The sequence below is a fragment of the Paraburkholderia sp. WC7.3g genome (assembly GCF_050436345.1).
In the GTDB taxonomy this organism is placed as follows: domain Bacteria; phylum Pseudomonadota; class Gammaproteobacteria; order Burkholderiales; family Burkholderiaceae; genus Paraburkholderia; species Paraburkholderia podalyriae.
The window spans coordinates 303,141-319,314 of the sequence record NZ_JBNDMA010000002.1; the positions used below are offsets into that span (position 1 = coordinate 303,141).

The 16,174-nt window shown below is 63.9% G+C and carries 13 protein-coding genes; 7 read left to right on the plus strand and 6 right to left on the minus strand.

Annotated features, from left to right (window positions below; translation table 11 throughout):
- Positions 1-18 precede the first annotated feature (18 nt).
- Positions 19-909 carry a BadF/BadG/BcrA/BcrD ATPase family protein gene (locus OKW43_RS12880; protein WP_187632530.1) on the minus strand — a complete coding sequence of 297 codons (891 nt, stop codon included), beginning with the start codon at positions 907-909 and terminating at the stop codon, positions 19-21.
- 140 nt (positions 910-1,049) lie between these two features.
- Here OKW43_RS12880 and OKW43_RS12885 point away from each other — a divergent pair, with 140 nt between their 5' ends.
- Both OKW43_RS12885 and OKW43_RS12890 read left to right on the plus strand, forming a co-directional pair.
- Positions 1,050-1,646, plus strand: coding sequence for a DNA-3-methyladenine glycosylase I (locus OKW43_RS12885; protein ID WP_187632529.1), 597 nt, complete (start codon positions 1,050-1,052; stop codon positions 1,644-1,646).
- A 158-nt stretch (positions 1,647-1,804) separates the two neighbouring features.
- A complete protein-coding gene (locus OKW43_RS12890; RefSeq protein WP_429451654.1) occupies positions 1,805-2,230 on the plus strand; it encodes a hypothetical protein in 426 nt (141 codons plus the stop codon).
- A gap of 102 nt (positions 2,231-2,332) precedes the next feature.
- Here OKW43_RS12890 and rpsU read toward each other — a convergent pair whose 3' ends face one another.
- Together rpsU and OKW43_RS12900 are read right to left on the minus strand one after the other, a co-directional pair.
- Positions 2,333-2,545 (minus strand): 30S ribosomal protein S21, encoded by a 213-nt coding sequence (gene rpsU / locus OKW43_RS12895; RefSeq protein WP_006050883.1) that lies wholly within the window; start codon positions 2,543-2,545, stop codon positions 2,333-2,335.
- Positions 2,546-2,955: 410 nt separating this feature from the next.
- Positions 2,956-3,897, minus strand: a complete 942-nt coding sequence (locus OKW43_RS12900; RefSeq protein WP_429447695.1) for an aldo/keto reductase — start codon at positions 3,895-3,897, stop codon at positions 2,956-2,958.
- 270 nt (positions 3,898-4,167) lie between these two features.
- On the opposite strand from OKW43_RS12900, the gene OKW43_RS12905 reads away from it, so the two are divergent.
- The 5 genes from OKW43_RS12905 to OKW43_RS12925 all read left to right on the plus strand — a co-directional run bounded on the left by OKW43_RS12905 (position 4,168) and on the right by OKW43_RS12925 (position 11,663).
- The gene (locus OKW43_RS12905) at positions 4,168-5,619 is read left to right on the plus strand and encodes a flagellin (RefSeq protein ID WP_429447697.1); all 1,452 of its coding nucleotides are present in this window, start codon (positions 4,168-4,170) and stop codon (positions 5,617-5,619) included.
- A gap of 269 nt (positions 5,620-5,888) precedes the next feature.
- A complete protein-coding gene (fliD, locus tag OKW43_RS12910; RefSeq protein ID WP_429451656.1) occupies positions 5,889-7,352 on the plus strand; it encodes a flagellar filament capping protein FliD in 1,464 nt (487 codons plus the stop codon).
- 17 nt (positions 7,353-7,369) lie between these two features.
- On the plus strand, positions 7,370-7,690 hold the full coding sequence (gene fliT / locus OKW43_RS12915; RefSeq protein WP_187632525.1) for a flagellar protein FliT: 321 nt from the start codon (positions 7,370-7,372) through the stop codon (positions 7,688-7,690).
- Between the two features lie 315 nt (positions 7,691-8,005).
- Complete coding sequence (locus OKW43_RS12920; RefSeq protein WP_429447700.1) at positions 8,006-10,936, plus strand: tetratricopeptide repeat protein; 2,931 nt, start codon at positions 8,006-8,008, stop codon at positions 10,934-10,936.
- 40 nt (positions 10,937-10,976) lie between these two features.
- Positions 10,977-11,663, plus strand: coding sequence for a glycosyltransferase (locus tag OKW43_RS12925; protein WP_187632523.1), 687 nt, complete (start codon positions 10,977-10,979; stop codon positions 11,661-11,663).
- 100 nt (positions 11,664-11,763) lie between these two features.
- Here OKW43_RS12925 and OKW43_RS12930 read toward each other — a convergent pair whose 3' ends face one another.
- Genes OKW43_RS12930 through pseI form a run of 3 tightly spaced genes read right to left on the minus strand, consistent with a single transcriptional unit; the run spans position 11,764 to position 16,126 of the window.
- On the minus strand, positions 11,764-13,791 hold the full coding sequence (locus OKW43_RS12930; RefSeq protein WP_429447702.1) for a class I SAM-dependent methyltransferase: 2,028 nt from the start codon (positions 13,789-13,791) through the stop codon (positions 11,764-11,766).
- Positions 13,788-15,077, minus strand: a complete 1,290-nt coding sequence (locus OKW43_RS12935) for a class I SAM-dependent methyltransferase (protein WP_429447704.1) — start codon at positions 15,075-15,077, stop codon at positions 13,788-13,790. The genes OKW43_RS12930 and OKW43_RS12935 overlap by 4 nt, the downstream gene beginning before the upstream one ends.
- Positions 15,074-16,126 carry a pseudaminic acid synthase gene (gene pseI, locus OKW43_RS12940; protein ID WP_429447706.1) on the minus strand — a complete coding sequence of 351 codons (1,053 nt, stop codon included), beginning with the start codon at positions 16,124-16,126 and terminating at the stop codon, positions 15,074-15,076. Before pseI ends, OKW43_RS12935 begins: the two co-directional genes overlap by 4 nt.
- Between the last annotated feature and the right edge of the window lie 48 nt (positions 16,127-16,174).

Genomic DNA, 16,174 nt, shown 5'->3' on the forward strand with positions numbered 1-16,174 from the left:
AGCGTCAAAGCGGATATTTTACAGGTCTCGTCCGGCCAGCCGCCGCGCTTCGCGCCGCGCCAGTTGCAAGCCGCCATGCGCCGAATCTGCCCGCGGCTCGCACAGACGCGCCTGATACGCGTGCGGCACATACTCGCGTAACGGCGCACCGAGGCCTCCGCACAACGCGACCGGCAGCGTGCCCGTGGCGTCCAGCGCCGCTATCATCTTGCCGACTTCGCTGCCGGCCTCGCCGAGCAACCGCGCCGCGAACGGATGTGCGCGGTGCTCGATAGCAATCGGCGCGAGCCGCGCATAAGCGGTCTGATTGGCCGCGCACAGCCAGACGACGAGAGTGTCGCGATCCCGCGCGCCGGTATGCGCGAGCAGCGCACGCGCGAGTTCGTCGACGGGCGCGCGGCCGTCGAGCGCATGTTGCGCGTGCACGATCAGCCGGAGACCGAGCCACGCGCCGCTCGCTTCGTCGGCTGATGGAAAGCCGTAGCCGCCGGCCATGCGGAATTCGCCGTCGCTCGCGAGCGATGCCGCGACGCTGCCGGTGCCGAGTGCGACGATCACACCGGGCGCGCCATCGTGCGCACCGAGCAACGTCGTGTAGGCGTCGGTCTCGACGGCCAGTCCGGCTAGCCGCGGCGCCTGGTCGTGAAACTCGGCGAGCCAGTCGCGATTGTTGACGCCCGCGAGTCCGCAACCGAGCACGCAGCGCGACCAGTCAAGCGCGACTCCGGCTCGCTCGAACGCTTCGCCGCAGGCGGCCTGAATGGACTGCCATGCGCGCGGGATGCCGAGCCCAAGACCCGACGGGCCGCTTGTCGCCTGAGCCAGTTCGCGGCCCTGCGCGTCGTCGAGCACGACGCGCGTGCCGGTGCCGCCGCCGTCGACGCCAATCAGAAAGAAGTCGTGGTTCATCGAATCGAATCAGTTCCGTGGGTGAATGACTCGTAGCGTGGCAGGTCAATTGGAATCACGCAATTAGCCGAATGGCCAGCTTGCGGCGCACACCGCTTCCGCTATGCTGGCGAACCACATGGCCACGCGGGAGCGCGACAGTGACACAACGATGCAACTGGGTATCGAGCGAAGCGCTCGCACAGTACCACGACACCGAGTGGGGTGTGCCGTCGCGCGACGATCAGCACCTGTTCGAGATGCTGGTGCTTGAAGGTGCGCAGGCCGGTTTGTCATGGTCGACGATACTCAACAAGCGCGCCGGCTATCGGCGCGCGTTCGCCGACTTCGACATCGACAAGGTCGCAGCCTTCACGTCGAAGCACGTGGATGCGCTCGTCGCGGATCAAAGCATCGTGCGACATCGCGGCAAGATCGAGGCGGCCATCCGGAATGCGCGCGCCGTGCAGCAGATCCAGGCCGAACATGGCTCGCTCGCGAACTTCCTGTGGTCATTCGTCGACGACACGCCGATTCAGAACGAATGGGCTTCGTATAAGCACGCGCCTGCATCGACGGAAGTATCGGACGCGCTAAGTAAGGGTCTCAAGCGCTACGGCTGCAAATTTGTCGGTTCGACGATCTGCTATGCATTCATGCAGGCGGTCGGCATGGTCAACGATCATGAGACGAACTGCATGTGCCGCGAGCGATGCGCGTCCCTGGGAAAGAAAGGGCGTCGCCCTAAGGCGGGGTGAGCGACAGCGTTTGGGGGACGCGCAAAAGCGCGAATTGGAGCCGTTTCATGCTCATAGTCGGCCCTTCGTCGGACGACCCGGGGCGGATACTCGTTGCCATGCCCTCAAGCGATGCGCGCTCAACAAATAACCACCGCCTCGGACGCGGGAGACCAACCATGAAATCACTTAGCTTCCTGACCCATCAGGACATTTACGATCAGTCCGTCACGCATCTGTTCGACCAGAAACGCGCCGCCTTGCTGCCGAGGGGCGGCGGCGCCTACCGCGGCTATTGCGGCGGCTGCCCGGTCGGCAACCTGATCAGGCCGCGAGACTATATGACGGCGATGGAAGGCGTGCCCGTGCGCTTCATCGGCAAACCACCGGCCGAGGTGCCCGCTTACATGGGTGTCGGCGTGGCCGCGCTGAAAAAAGCGCTGCAGCGGGCCCGCATCAATGTGTATGACCCGGTGACCATCGCTTTGCTCAGTTGCCTGCAAAATGTGCACGACGCATTCGGCACATGGGAGTGGCAAGAGCGGCTGGGCTCGATCGCGCGCGAATTCGGGCTGTCGGCCGAGCTGCTGAGGAGCGCGGCGTAACAGCTGGACGCACGGAGTGAAATCGCGCGCCCCAAAGCAAAACGGCGATGTGGCTTCTTTCGAAGCTCACACCGCCGTTCGGCGTGCGTATAAAAAGCGTGCTTAGTGCAGCTTTTTCGGCAGCATCTGGCTGCGCAGACGCTTGTGCAAGCGCTTAACAGCTGCTGCCTTCTTGCGCTTGCGAGCCGTGGTCGGCTTTTCGTACGACTGGCGTTCACGCAGTTCAGCGATCAGGCCATTCTTTTCGATTGCGCGACGAAAGCGGCGAATTGCCACTTCGAACGGCTCGTTTTCTTTCAGAAGAATCGTCGTCATGTAATTCCTAACTCAATCACTAGATTTAATTGCGTGGTGGTAACCACTCAGGTCACCAATCACGCGCCGGCTCTCCGGTCGCTCCGATTCATGGCCAGTAACAGGCAAACGCGAGGCTGATAGACAGCTCCGGCCAAACCACGAATGAAGCGAGAGGCAAAGCGGCCACGGAGGCCGGAAAAGAGAGGTGGGGAGTTCACCGCGGAACGCGGACAGACATAATACAAAAGCCGCGTCTGTTGCCGTTTCGCCAACCTTTCATCAATGCAGAACACTGACGAAACAGGCAAAGATCTCAATTCACTCTCGATAATATCAGGAAACTACCCATCCTACCAGGGGTTTACCGATTGCGCCAGGCTTTCCCCCGGCGCGGACCGCCCGCGTCGGCGGCCGAGGTGTGCGTCCGGTCAGGTGCTCGCTTCGTCCAGCTCGCGGATATCGTCGGCTGTGAGAAATAGCCGGACGGCCGCGGCCAGGCTTTTCAGCTGCTCGACCGAGGTCGCGCTCGCAATGGGGGCCGTAACGCTCGGCCGCGCGATCAGCCATGCGAGCGCGATCGCAGCCGGCGTGCTGCCATGCCGTTGCGCAACACGGTCGAGCGCGCCGAGAATCCGCAAGCCGCGCCCGTTCAGGTATTTCTCGACCCCGCTCCCGCGCGCCTTGCCGGCCAGATCGGCCTCGCTGCGATATTTGCCCGACAGGAACCCGCTCGCGAGACTGTAATAGACCACCACGCCGAGATGATTCGCGAGCGCCATCGGCTCGCTGTCGCGCTCGTATTGCGCGCGGTCGTACAGATTGTATTCGGGCTGCAGCAACTGATACTCGGGCAGCCCGTGCTGGCGCGACACCGCAAGCGCCTCCTCGACGCGCGCGCCGCTGTAGTTCGACGCGCCGATCACACGCACCTTGCCCGCCTCGATCAGCGTCTGATACGCGCCGAGCGTTTCCGCGAGCGGCGTCGCGGTGTCGTCGTCGTGGGAGAAATAGACGTCGATGTAATCGGTTTGCAGGCGACGCAGCGAGTCTTCGACCGCAGCCCGGATGTTCGCGGCCGACAGCCCTTTGCGCTGCGGATGCTTCGACACCTTGGTCGCGAGCACGATCTGCTCGCGCTTGCCGCTGTGACGGAACCACTTGCCGACGATCGTCTCCGACTCGCCGCCCTGGTTGCCGGGCACCCAGGCCGAGTAGACATCGGCGGTGTCGATGAAGTTAAGACCGGCGTCGACGAACGCGTCGAGGATCGAAAACGATGTCGCCTCGTCGGCGGTCCAGCCAAATACATTGCCACCGAACATCAGCGGCACGACCTGCAATTCGGAACGGCCAATCCTGCGCTTTTGCATGATTTTCTCCGGGATCGATAACGGACGAGCGAACGACAATACGCCCACTTTCGATCACCTGCAGCGCATCGCGCCGGTCAGACAGGATGGGGCTCGCGCCCGCGAACCCCGCCGGGCGCGGCAAACAATTAGGTCGCCATTACAGAAAGTTGCTCAAGTTTTTTGGAGGCGGGCCGTCAACCTTCACTGAGGCGGCCAGCAATGAACACGTGCTTCCGCCGATGCCACCACTGGCAGGTTTAGGGCTCATGCCTCTACAGGAGAATTTTCATGCTTAGCATCAACAGTAATATCAATTCGCTGACGGCTCAGGAAAACCTGACTGGTTCCGGCAGCGCACTCTCGCAGGCCATTACCCGCCTGTCGTCGGGCAAGCGCATCAACAGCGCGGCGGACGATGCGGCCGGCCTCGCGATCTCCACGACCCTGCAAACCGCAATCAACGGCCTGAACCAGGGCGTTTCGAACGCGAACGACGGCGTGTCGATGGTGCAAACGGCAAGCACCGGCTTGAGCCAGATCACGCAAAGCCTGCAAACGATCCGTTCGCTCGCGAACGAGGCAGCAGGCGGCTCGCTGTCGGCAAGCAACCAGGCAGCACTGCAACAGGAAGTTGCACAGCAGATCTCTGAAGTGAACCGTCTCGCCTCGCAGACGACGTACAACGGCATCAACCTGCTGAACGGCACGGCTGGCACCATCAATGTCCAGGTCGGCTCGAACGTCGGTCAGACGATCAGCCTGAACCTGAGCCAGGGCGTTTCGGCCGCTTCGCTGGGCTCGGGCACGGTGCAGGCAGGCAACACGCTCGGCACGATCACCGGTCTCGACCTGAACGCGAACGGCACGGCCAACTCCGCTGGCGGCACGGGCGCGATCACTCAGATCAACATCCTGTCGAACGGCACGGGCGGCTTCACCTTCACCGACCAGAACAACCAGACGCTGTCGTCGACGGCGTCCAACAACCTGTTCTCGGTTGCAGGTTCGGCAAGCGGCATCTCGACGATCTCTCTGGCTACCGGCGCGAGTAACGGCCTGCTGCAAACCAACGAACTGACGTCGGTCAACGCTGCGTTCTCGACCGGCGGCGGCTCGGCTGCGGCAGCGGGTACGGTCCTCGGCACCCTCTCGGGCCTCAACCTGAACGCGACGAACGGCTCGGCAGCAACCGCAGGCACGTCGAACACCATCACGTCGATCACCGTCGAATCGAACGGCACGGGCGGCTTCGAGTACGTCGACCAGAACGGCAGCCAGCTTTCGAGCACGGCTGCAACGAACCTGTTCACGAGTTCGAGCGCAGGCATCAGCGCCTTCAACGGCGCCCAAACGACGATCGGCTCGACGTCGGCAGCGCAGACGGCCGGCTCGGCACTGGCATCGGTCAACACGGACAACGTGCCGACCTCAGTTGCGAACATCAACGTCAGCACGACCGCCGGCGCGAACCTCGCGATGGAATCGATCGACAACGCTCTCGCGACGATCAACAACATCCAGGCAACGCTGGGCGCGGCACAGAACCGTTTCACCGGTATCGCGACTTCGCAGCAAGCCGAATCGACCGACCTGTCGAGCGCACACGCGCAGATCACCGACGCTAACTTCGCGGAAGAAACGGCGAACCTGAGCAAGGCGCAAGTGCTGCAACAAGCCGGTATCTCGGTGCTGGCACAGGCCAACTCGGAGCCGCAGCAAGTTCTGAAGCTGCTGCAGTAATACTGGCGCAGGTAGAGTGACGCAGACGGGGTGGTGAGCGGCAACACGCCCCGTCGCGTCACGACGATTCAAACGGGAGGCTCGTCCTCCCGCTGTGCATTGTGCAGGACGGCGCGTGACGCGCTGAATATCTGGCCGCAGGCAAGTTCCCCCGTCGCGTGGCCGCGACCACGCATGGAGCATTCTCATGTCAACGATTTCCGGCTCGTCGTCATCAACATCAGCCTCCGCGGCCGCGGGCCGCGGCTCAAGCCGCGGCGGCCGCGGCCCTGCAGCAAGCTGGGCAATCCCTCATTGCCGGGTCGACAGGCAACTCGACGCTCGACGTCCAGTCGCTCACGACGGCGCTGGTCAACGCCAAGGTGGCCGGACAGGCCGCGACGCTCACCGCCCAGGCCACGACCGACAACACGCAGATTTCAGCCATCGGCCAGCTTTCGTCCGCGCTATCGAGCCTCCAGATTAGCCTCGCACCGCTTGCAACCGGCGCTTTCCAGTCCGACTTCACGGCGACCGCCAGCGGTAGCGGTCTGACCGCCCACGCCGGTTCGGGCGCCGTGTCCGGCTCCTACTCGATCGACGTCACGCAGATCGCCCAGGCACAAAGCATTTCGTCGGGCGCCTTCACGTCGACGCAAGCGGCAGGACTCGGCACCGGCACGCTGACGATTGCCGTCGGCGACAAGTCGATGTCGCTCAATGTGACGTCATCGAATAACAGCCTGAGCTCAATCGCCGCGGCAATCAACGGCTCGAGCCAGAATCCCGGTATCACGGCGACCATCGTGACCGGCTCGGACGGCTCGCACCTGGTGCTCGGCTCGTCGACGACGGGCGCGTCGAACATGATCAACGTGACCGTCAGCAATCTGGCCAACGACAACGGACTGTCGAGCCTCGGCGTCACCTCGGCCGCGGGCACGGGCGCGAGCGGCGCCTCGACGATCACGTCGGCCGGGACGATCGCGTGGAACCAGACTACCGCTGCACAGGACGCGCAGTTCACGATTAACGGCACGAAGGCGACCAGCTCGAGCAACTCGGTGACCAGCGTGCTCGCCGGCGTATCGATGAATCTGGGCTCGGCCTCCGTCGGCACGACGCAGACCCTGACCGTCGCATCGGACGCCACCAGCCAGATCAGCGACGTCCAATCCTTCGTGAGTTCCTATAACTCGCTCGTCAGCGCGATGAGCTCGCTGTCGTCGTTCAACTCGAGCGCGTCGGCAGGTTCGCAAGGCGGCCCGCTGCTGGGCGATTCGATGCTCCAGACGATTCGGTCCACCTTGGGCAACCTGCTGGGCACGAGCGTCTCCGGCTCGGGGGTGACCGCCTCACTGTCGTCTATCGGCATCTCGATGAATTCGGACGGCACGTTGTCGGTGGATACATCGACGCTCACGAGCGCAGTGCAGAACAACCCGACGCAAGTCGGGACGCTGTTCAATTCGACCAACGGCATCGCGAAGCAGATGAACACCGACATCGCGACGTTCACCAAGACCGGTGGCGTGATCGACATTCGCACCAGCGCACTGACCGCCGACCTGAAGAGCGTGACCACGCAATCGAATTCGCTCACCGCGTACGAAGCGCTACTCACGTCGCAATACTCGGCCCAGTTCACCGCGCTGAATTCGCTGATGGCGACCACCAACAGCAACTCGCAGTATCTGACGCAGCTGTTCGGCGGCACGAATAGCGAGGGCGCGCTCGCCAAGAACGCGTCGTAACCATCCGGGAGAGGGTCATGACTCAGGAGCGGCATGCCGCACAGCAAACCGAGCTCGTCGAACAGGTGCTCGGACTGACACAGCAGATCGCGTTCGCCGCGAGCCTTTACGACTGGCAGAAGGCTGCCGGTCTGGCGCAACAGCGCTCACCGCTCCTGATGTCGATCCAGGCCGAACAAACGCCGGCGACCCTCCACGTGATCCGGCGCATTCAGGCACTCGACGCGGCGCTGCTCGAAAGCGCACAGGAATCGCGCGACGAACTCGAGGCGGAATACCGGACTGCGACCAGTTCCAGCAAGGCGGTCCGCCAGTATCACCAGATCGCGCAACTGTAGTCCAAGACGGCGAGCGCGTGGACGCCGTATGGCATCCACGCGAAATCCCGCCGCATCGACGGCATGGCCGTTGACTCCAGCCCGCCCCGTGCGGGCTTTTTTTTCGCGCGCAAAAACGGCAGCGGCTGTTCGCGACGAACAGCAAGGAAATCCAGCCTTTACTCGGCCAATCGGTTGCCTCGCGTCTGGATAGACTGATCCGACATGCCAGTTTGGGCGAGGCGCGCCTACGCCCCATCCGCGACGATTCCCAGAAGCCAGACCACGAAGGGCTTCGTCGTGCGATGCCTGCAATCGACGTACACAAGGGCACACATGACTACCGAAGCCGACCTGCAACAGGCCCTGAGCCATCATCAGGCACAGCGGCTCTCCGAAGCGGAGCAGCTTTACCGCTCGATCCTGCTGGCCGATCCGGCTCATCCCGATGCCAATCACAATCTCGGCATTCTGGCGCTGCAGTTGCAGCAGCCCGCGGCCAGCCTGCCTTATCTGAAAGCCGCTGTGACGGCCGCACCGCGTTCGCCGCAGTACTGGCACGTCTATGCCAACGCGCTGACGATGGCCGACCAGCCCGCCGAGGCCGAACGGGTCCGGGAAGAGGGCCGCCGGCACGGCATCAAGTTCGACAGCGGCGCACCGACGCCGGACGGGAACGTGCCCGCGGCCGATGAACTGGCCAATCTCGCCGCGGAGTTCGTCGCCACCATACAGACGCTTCACGACAAAGGCATGCACGACAGCGTCGAAGCATTGGCGCGCCAGATGATCGCGGCTCTCCCCGCCCATGGATACGGCTGGAAAACGCTCGCCTACGCGCACCTGCGGCGCGGCGACCTGCACGGCGCGCTCGCGCCGCTCGAACGGGCTGCCGCGCTGCTGCCGCTCGACGGTGAAGTACGCCAGCATCTGGACGCCGCGTGCGCGATGCGCAACGCGCTCGCGCTCGACGGCCGCGGCGATTACGAACAGGCGGGAAAGCTTTACCAGCGTGTGCTGGCGGCCTATCCCGAGCACCCCGACGCCAATCACCGGTATGGCGTGATCCTGATTCGCCTGTTGCAGCCCGAGGCGTCGCTCCCCTACCACGAGCGCGCGATCGGGGTCGCCCCGAACCAGCTTCAGTACTGGGCCAACTACATTGACGGCCTGTTGCAAGCCGACCAGTTGAAGGCCGCCTGGATCGCGCTCGAAATGGCCCAGCAACGCGGTCTGGCGGGCCCCGCCATCGACAAGCTGATCGGCATCATGACGGTGGTGAGCACGCAGCCGGTCGCCAAGGTCGCGCCGGCGAAGCCGGCCGCGCCGCAACCACAGGTTCCCGAGCCGAAGGCTGCCCCTGACAGCGTCGTCGAGACCAGGCCGCGCCAGACCAGCACAGCTGCGCCGACGGAACGCGAAGTCCACGCGTTAGCCGAACTGTTCAATACCGGGCGGGTCGAGGAGACGGCGCGAAGCGCCCGCAAAATGGCGCAGCGCTTCCCCGATCACGGGTTCGGCTGGAAGGTGCTGGCCGTCGCCCTGCACCGACTCACCCAATACGACGAAGCGTTGAAGTACGCGCGGATTGCGCACGGCCTGTGGCCGAACGACGAGGACACGCTTCAGGTGCTCGCTAGCATCCTCGCATCGAAGGGATCGCACGCCGAGGCGGAAACGTTCTGCCGGCGCCTGATCGAACGCAACCCGAGCCGCGCGGAAGGGCACCGCGTGCTGAGCATCATCTTCCAGGAAACGGGCCGCCTCGACGAGGCAGAGCAGTTCGCGCGACGCTCGATGGAACTCGACCCAACCTCGAGCTTCACGCCCAACTCGCTCGGTGTCACGCTGATGCAGCAAGGGCGCCTGTCCGACGCCATCGACGAGTTCCGGCGTGCGCTCACCATCGATCCGAACTTCGAGCTGGCCTACAATAACCTGCTGTTCTGCATGACGCATAACGAGGCCATCGCGCCGGACGAGTTGTTCGCCGAACATCGTCGCTTCGCCGCGCACTTCGAAGCGCCGCTGAAGCCGAAGTGGCCACGTCACGAGAACACACGTGATCCCGAACGCGCGCTGCGCGTCGGTTTCATCTCGGGCGACTTTTGCCGCCACGCCGTCGCGAGCTTTCTGGAGCCGGTCGCGGCGCACCTGTCGCGCGATCCGAAGCTGTCGCTGTATGCGTATTCGAACACCTATCTCGACGATGGCACGACCGCTTCACTGCGCAAGATCTTCGGCCATTGGCGCCATGTCGTCGGCATGAACGACGACGCGATCGCCGACATGGTCCGCGCCGACGGCATCGACATCCTGATCGATCTCGCCGGGCACACTGCGCACAACCGGCTGCTGACGCTCGCGCGCAAACCCGCGCCCGTCCAGGCCTGCTGGATCGGCTACCCCGGCACCACCGGGCTCGATGCCGTCGACTATTTCATCGCCGACCGGCTCTGGGTACCGTCCGACAAGTTCCGCAGCCAGTTCTCCGAGAAGATCGCCTATCTGCCGGCGGTGGCGCCGTTCGTCGCCGATGCGGTGTGTCCGCCGGTCAATGCGCTGCCCGCTCTGCACAAGGGCTATGTGACCTTCGGCAGCTTCAACCGGATGGACAAGCTGCGCCGCGACGTCGTGGCGCTGTGGTCGCGGCTGATGCACGCGGTGCCGAATTCGCGCATGGTGCTCGGCGCCATGCCGCGTGACGGCAGCCTCGGCAAGCTGCCCGAGTGGTTTGCCGAAGAAGGCATTGCGCGGGACCGCCTCGACTTCATGGCACGTGCGAGCGTACCCGTCTATCTGCAGCAACATCACCGCGTCGACTTCTGCGTCGATAGCTTCCCGTTCTCCGGTTTGACCACCGCGCTGCATTCGCTATGGATGGGTGTTCCCACCTTGACGCTGCCCGGCGACACGGTGCCCGGCCGTAGCGGCCTCACCGCGATGACCCACGTGGGCCTCACCGATTTCGTCGCGCGCGACAAGGACGATTTCGTGCGCAAGGGCGTGGCGCTGGCGTCGGATCTCGACGCTCTGGCGGCACTGCGCGCCGGCATGCGCGAACGTTGTGCGCAGTCGCCGGTGTTCCGTCCGGAGCTGGTGGCCGCGACCGTCACGCAGGCGCTGCGCGTCATGTGGCGGCGCTGGTGTGACGGCCTGCCGGCGGAATCGTTCGACGTCTCGGAGTCGACCAATCCGCTCGCCGCGCAACCGTCGTCGACACGCCCCATCGTCGCGCCCGTCGATCTGCGGCTGGTCCGTGGCTAGACGCGATGCCTGAGCTCCCCCGAACAATCGAGTTTGAACCATGAAGCCCATCCGATTCGTCTGCGGGACGCGCCGCAACCCGCAACAGTTCTCGAACGAGACGGCGCTCGGCCGCTCGCTGAAGCTGTACAACCATCTACAGCACGCGCAGCTGCATCTGTTCGACAACAACGCGCGCGGTCTGTCCACGATCTACAACGAAGCGATCGACTACGCCGCGCACCATCCAGCGATTCTGGTGTTCGTTCACGACGACGTCTGGCTGCACGATTTCTTCTGGAGCGAGCGGATCGTCGAGGGGCTCGCGCGCTTCGACGTCGTCGGGCTCGCCGGCAACACCCGCCGGGTGCCGGGTCAGCCGTCATGGGCGTTCGTATCGCCCGAGTTCAAATGGGACGAGCCGCGCTATCTGAGCGGAACGGTCGGTCACGGCAAGGGCTTCCCTTGCGACATCGTGTCCACGTTTGGTCCGTCCGGTGTCGAGGTCAAGCTGCTGGACGGGCTCATGCTGATCGCCGATAGCGCGAAGCTGATCGAAGCCGGCCTGCGCTTCGACGATCAGTTCGCGTTCCACTTCTACGATATGGACTTCTGCCGCCAGGCTGAACTCAAGGGCCTGCGCATGGGCACATGGCGGCTTTCGGTCGTGCACGAAAGTGGTGGAGCTTTTGGGTCGGGGGGGTGGCGCGACGGGTATGAGCGCTATTTGCGCAAGTACGGCGAGTAACAGTGGCGGCCTGCGCGGCCTCCACTGATTCCAGCAAGGTCGCCCCCCCTGCCGGGGCTCCCCGCTCGAACGGCGTCGCACCGTCGACGGGGTTTCGCGCTCAGGCTTTTTCGAGCAGAAGATAGAACTGGATCGTGCACAGCTCGAGCAGTTCGTCGCGAGTCACGTCCTTGAGCGTCATCCGGTCGAGCTCGATGTTGATGGGTGCCGTCATGTTCTGGTGCTGCTGCCAGAACTTCAGGAGTCCGCCGTCGAGCGAATTGCGCGTCTGAATCACGCGATAACCGGTCTCTTCACAGAACTTGATCATCTCCTTGCGCGTGAAAAACCGAATGTGCGTCACGTCGAGCAGGCCGGCCTCCGCGTAGGTCCAGTTACCCTTGCTGAGGCCGTCCATCAAGCCGAGATGGCGAGTGTTGGGGATGCTGAGAACAAGCTGCCCGCCCGGCGACATGTACTCACGCAGTTTGACCATCACACCCCACGGGTTGTACATGTGCTCGAGCACGTCCGCGAGCAGGACCGCGTCCAGCGTGCCGGGCGCTAGACCCTCATGCTCCAGGTCGAAATCCTCGAAGCGGCCAACCAGCACGTTATCGAGCTTCTTGCGGGCGAGTTCCGCGGCGTAGCGGTTCATCTCGATACCCCATGCGCGACTGCCGGGAAACCGGTCCTTCACGAGCGCGGCGTTGTTGCCGGCCGCGCAGCCAATGTCCAGGATCAACGAAGGCGTGTTCGTGAACATCTGGGCGAGATCGCTCCGGCCGTTCGCGTGGTAGGTCCCGTTCAACGGTGCGGACTCGGCATCCAGATATTGCTGCCAGACATACCGCTTCACTCGCCGCGGCAAGCTTACCGCCATCGTCGCCATGAGTTCGGCAACCCGCGCCGCGGCCGAACCATCCTCGGCAGCGTTGTAGTGAGCGGCACGGTTCCCCATGATCTCGATCACCTCACGCCGGGCCGTCTGGTCGGTCAACATCCGGTGCATGATGCCGGCCAGATCCGCAGCCTCGACCTCCAGAATGCCCGACTCTGCTTCGAACGACGGGCCCATTACGATGCCCGTTGCGTTCAGCAGGTTGATGACCGGCGTGCGCGCAAGCATGCCTTCGATCAGATAGTTCGAATCGACGGCAACAAGCAGATCCGCACCCGCGGCGAATATCTGCGTATCGTCGGCACAGTAGAAGTAATCGCCTGCGGCCACACCCAGTTCGCTGAGAACTTGCGCGCAACGACGCTCACCGTCAGTGCGGTTCGCCGGCCTGTCCTTGATGACTCCATTGAACTGAAGCCCGCTCGCGCGCAATGCCTCGCAGCTCGCGACGAACACCATCAACGAATCGGCGTAGATGTCCTCGTTGCAGTGCGCACTGAAGTTGGCCGACCATGTCGTGCCAAACACAAGCAGCGGCAGGCCCGGTTTGAAGCCGTATTTCTCGTCGAGAGCGCGACGGCAGTCAGCCTTCCTGCTGCGGAACTGGGCGTAGCTGTCCCAGCCCGGGTTGCCCGTGATCACGAAGCGATCTTCCGGGTAGCCCAGATCGAGGTAGCCTTCCATACCTCGCCGGCCGAACACGGCAAGCTTGTCTGCGACGATATCGTTGTGCACCGTGTAAGGGTCCGCGAGGGCGAGGCCGTGCGCCACGTGCAGCGTGGGGATATCGCGTGATTTGGCCCACGTCGTTGCGACCTTGCCGTCCCCGGTCGCGTCCTCGCTCGTGACGAACAAGGTGATGTCAAAACGGTTCGCGGCCTCGTTCAGGCGCGTCAGCAACGCGGCCGTCTCGTGCAGGTCAGCAGCGAGCGTCCCGGCGATGACCGTCGACGTCTGAGCCAACGCGCCAACGGGTTCGCGCGCTTCGTTGGGACGGGTATTCAGATACTGGACGAACTGCGCCTGCATCAGTGCGGTCTCGACCGCGAATCTCGCATCGCCCGACGGATCGAACATATCCTCGAGATAGACGACCGTGCTACCCGTAGCTTCGATCCCGGTGCGCATCAGCGGTTCGGTCAGGTCGGCCGAGAGCAGCACGACCATCGGTTCGTGCATCTCCAGGAATCGACGCAGCGCGTCGAACTGCGTGCCCCACAACAGGCTAATGACGGCCTTTTGCTTCATTGCCGACCTCCAGTGAACATACCGAAATGCTTTTCCAGCAACGCCTTGACCAGGTTGTATTCAACGCCGACCGTGACGTCGACGCCGTCCTTGAAGCGGAACGGCGCGTCGGCCGCCCAGCCGCGCGCGATCTCGCTCGCGCGCTGATCGATGCGCTCCTGTTCGATCCACGCCAGAAATTGCTCGAACGCGTCCGGGGGGATCACGCCACCAAAGTTGAAGTCGGGTTGGCGCGCCGTCAGCGTCTTGAACAGCAGGAAGAAGAAATGCCGGCTGCGCAGCGGCTGCAGTAGCCGTTCAAGCCCAGTCGCATACTCGTTCGGCGTAAGTGGCAACCAGGGCAGCAGCGCCGCGAAGTCACGCTTGTCGAGCGCAGCGTCGCGCGCGGCGACGTCGGCGGCGAACCGCGCGTTCGCCTCGGGATCGGGGCAGTTGTCGAACACGACGAACATGCGGCCCGTCACGCGCGGCGTCAGGTGCGCGATCAGCGATTCTTCGAGGAAGAGGCCCAGGTCGAACAACTTCTTGTCCCGCGCGAACCACGACAGCGCGCGCTTGAAGCGCTGCGTCGCATCGAGTTCGGCATACGAGAGCCAGTTGATGTTGCCGCCGCCCAGAAACGCGCCGTACGGCACTGCGGCGACAAGACGCAATCCCGCACTGTTTGCGAAGTCGACGAGCTCGTCGACGCTCGCACGCGACATGTAGTACGCAAAGTCACCGTTGTTTTCGGTGAGCTTCAGCGGCTCGGGCCACTTCGCATGATCGGCGCCGTAGGCGGCAGTCGTGTGATCGCGCGAATGGATGTCGAAGATCAGCCGTCCTTCCGGACGCACGACACGCTTCCATTCGAGAAGCGATTCGCGCCAGTTGGGAAAGTGAACGAGCACGTTGAGCGCCACTGCACAGTCGAATTCGTTGTCGCCGCACGGCAGCGACGCGACGTCGCCCACCTTCAGCGTGATGGGCGCCCCGGCCGCCAGCCGGCGCGTCTCGTCGAGCATCGCCTGCGAGCTGTCGATCCCCGTCAGGCGGTAGCCGTCCGCGACCAGCGGCAGTGCCGCCCGGCCCGTGCCGACGCCGATATCGACGATCTCCGGCCCGCGCACGAAGCGCTTGATCGTGCCGACCTCGACGGCGTTCTTCAGGGAGTTGGTCGATTCACTCTGAACCATGCGGCCCGAGTACCAGTTGACCATGCCGGGGTCCTGCCAGGCCCCGGTTTTCCAGCGAATGAGATCCGACAGTTCGGGTTCGGTAGTGGGCGTTGCCAGCCGATTGTTCATTTCAGAATGTCCCAGGAAAGGGGGGTGCCGCGCTTGAGCGGTTGTCTGACTCTCGTCCCAAGAATGACGTCGAGGTATTTCGGCGAAAGACCCATGCCTGGCCGGATCGCGCGGACGTTTTCAACCGTCAGCGCTTCGCCAGCAGCGATGTCGCGCACGATGTAAAGAGAGCGCCTGAATATCGACGACGCGAGTTCCTGCTGCGTCGGTCCGTACGCAACGTGGCCGAGCGCCAGCCACGCACGCTCAGACTCGACAACGAGTGCCTTCATTTCCTCCGGTTCGAGCGAGAACGCCGAATCGACGCCACCATCGGCACGGCGCAGCGTGAAGTGCTTCTCGATCACGCTCGCACCCAGCGCGACGGCGGCCATGGCGGCACCGGTTCCCATCGTGTGATCCGACAGGCCCACTTCGCAGCCGAACAGTTCGCGCAGGTGCGTGATCGTACGCACGTTGCTGCTCTCGGGCGACGCCGGGTAGGAGCTCGTGCACTTGAGCAACACGAGCTGCCCGCAGCCGGCCATGCGCGCCGTGCGCACGGCCTCGTCGATTTCGGCCACCGTCGCCATGCCCGTCGAGATGATGAGCGGCTTGCCGGTCGCGGCGACCCGGCGAATCAACGGCAGGTCCGTGTTTTCGAAGCTCGCGATCTTGTAGGCGGGCACGTCGAGCGTCTCGAGGAAATCGACCGCTGTTTCGTCGAACGGCGTTGAGAACGCGAGCATGCCAAGTTCGCGCGCCCGCTCGAAAATCGGCCGATGCCAGTCCCAGGGCGTATGCGCTTCCTCGTAGAGGCGGTAGAGCGAGGTGCCCGTCCAGAGGCTCTTCGGGTCGTCGATGCGAAACTCGCCGGCGTCGAGATCGAGCGTCATCGTATCCGGCGTGTAAGTCTGGAGCTTAAGCGCGTGCGCGCCGCTCGCGGCCGCCGCCTCGACGATCTCCAGCGCCCGCTCGAGCGACTGGTTGTGATTGCCCGACATCTCGGCAATCACGAAAGGCGGGCAGTTCAGGCCGATCTGCCGATTCGCAATCTTGAATGCGCTCATTGCGCGTCTCCTTACCAGTGATACGCCGGCCGAACCGGGTGGCCGATC

Excerpts from the sequence above, each read along its gene's own strand:
- OKW43_RS12880 (WP_187632530.1), bottom strand. The coding sequence starts at position 909 with ATGAACCACGACTTCTTTCTGATTGGCGTCGACGGCGGCGGCACCGGC.
- OKW43_RS12890 (WP_429451654.1), top strand. The coding sequence starts at position 1,805 with ATGAAATCACTTAGCTTCCTGACCCATCAGGACATTTACGATCAGTCC.
- rpsU (WP_006050883.1), bottom strand. The coding sequence starts at position 2,545 with ATGACGACGATTCTTCTGAAAGAAAACGAGCCGTTCGAAGTGGCAATT.
- OKW43_RS12900 (WP_429447695.1), bottom strand. The coding sequence starts at position 3,897 with ATGCAAAAGCGCAGGATTGGCCGTTCCGAATTGCAGGTCGTGCCGCTG.
- OKW43_RS12905 (WP_429447697.1), top strand. The coding sequence starts at position 4,168 with ATGCTTAGCATCAACAGTAATATCAATTCGCTGACGGCTCAGGAAAAC.
- fliT (WP_187632525.1), top strand. The coding sequence starts at position 7,370 with ATGACTCAGGAGCGGCATGCCGCACAGCAAACCGAGCTCGTCGAACAG.
- OKW43_RS12920 (WP_429447700.1), top strand. The coding sequence starts at position 8,006 with ATGACTACCGAAGCCGACCTGCAACAGGCCCTGAGCCATCATCAGGCA.
- OKW43_RS12925 (WP_187632523.1), top strand. The coding sequence starts at position 10,977 with ATGAAGCCCATCCGATTCGTCTGCGGGACGCGCCGCAACCCGCAACAG.
- OKW43_RS12930 (WP_429447702.1), bottom strand. The coding sequence starts at position 13,791 with ATGAAGCAAAAGGCCGTCATTAGCCTGTTGTGGGGCACGCAGTTCGAC.
- OKW43_RS12935 (WP_429447704.1), bottom strand. The coding sequence starts at position 15,077 with ATGAACAATCGGCTGGCAACGCCCACTACCGAACCCGAACTGTCGGAT.
- pseI (WP_429447706.1), bottom strand. The coding sequence starts at position 16,126 with ATGAGCGCATTCAAGATTGCGAATCGGCAGATCGGCCTGAACTGCCCG.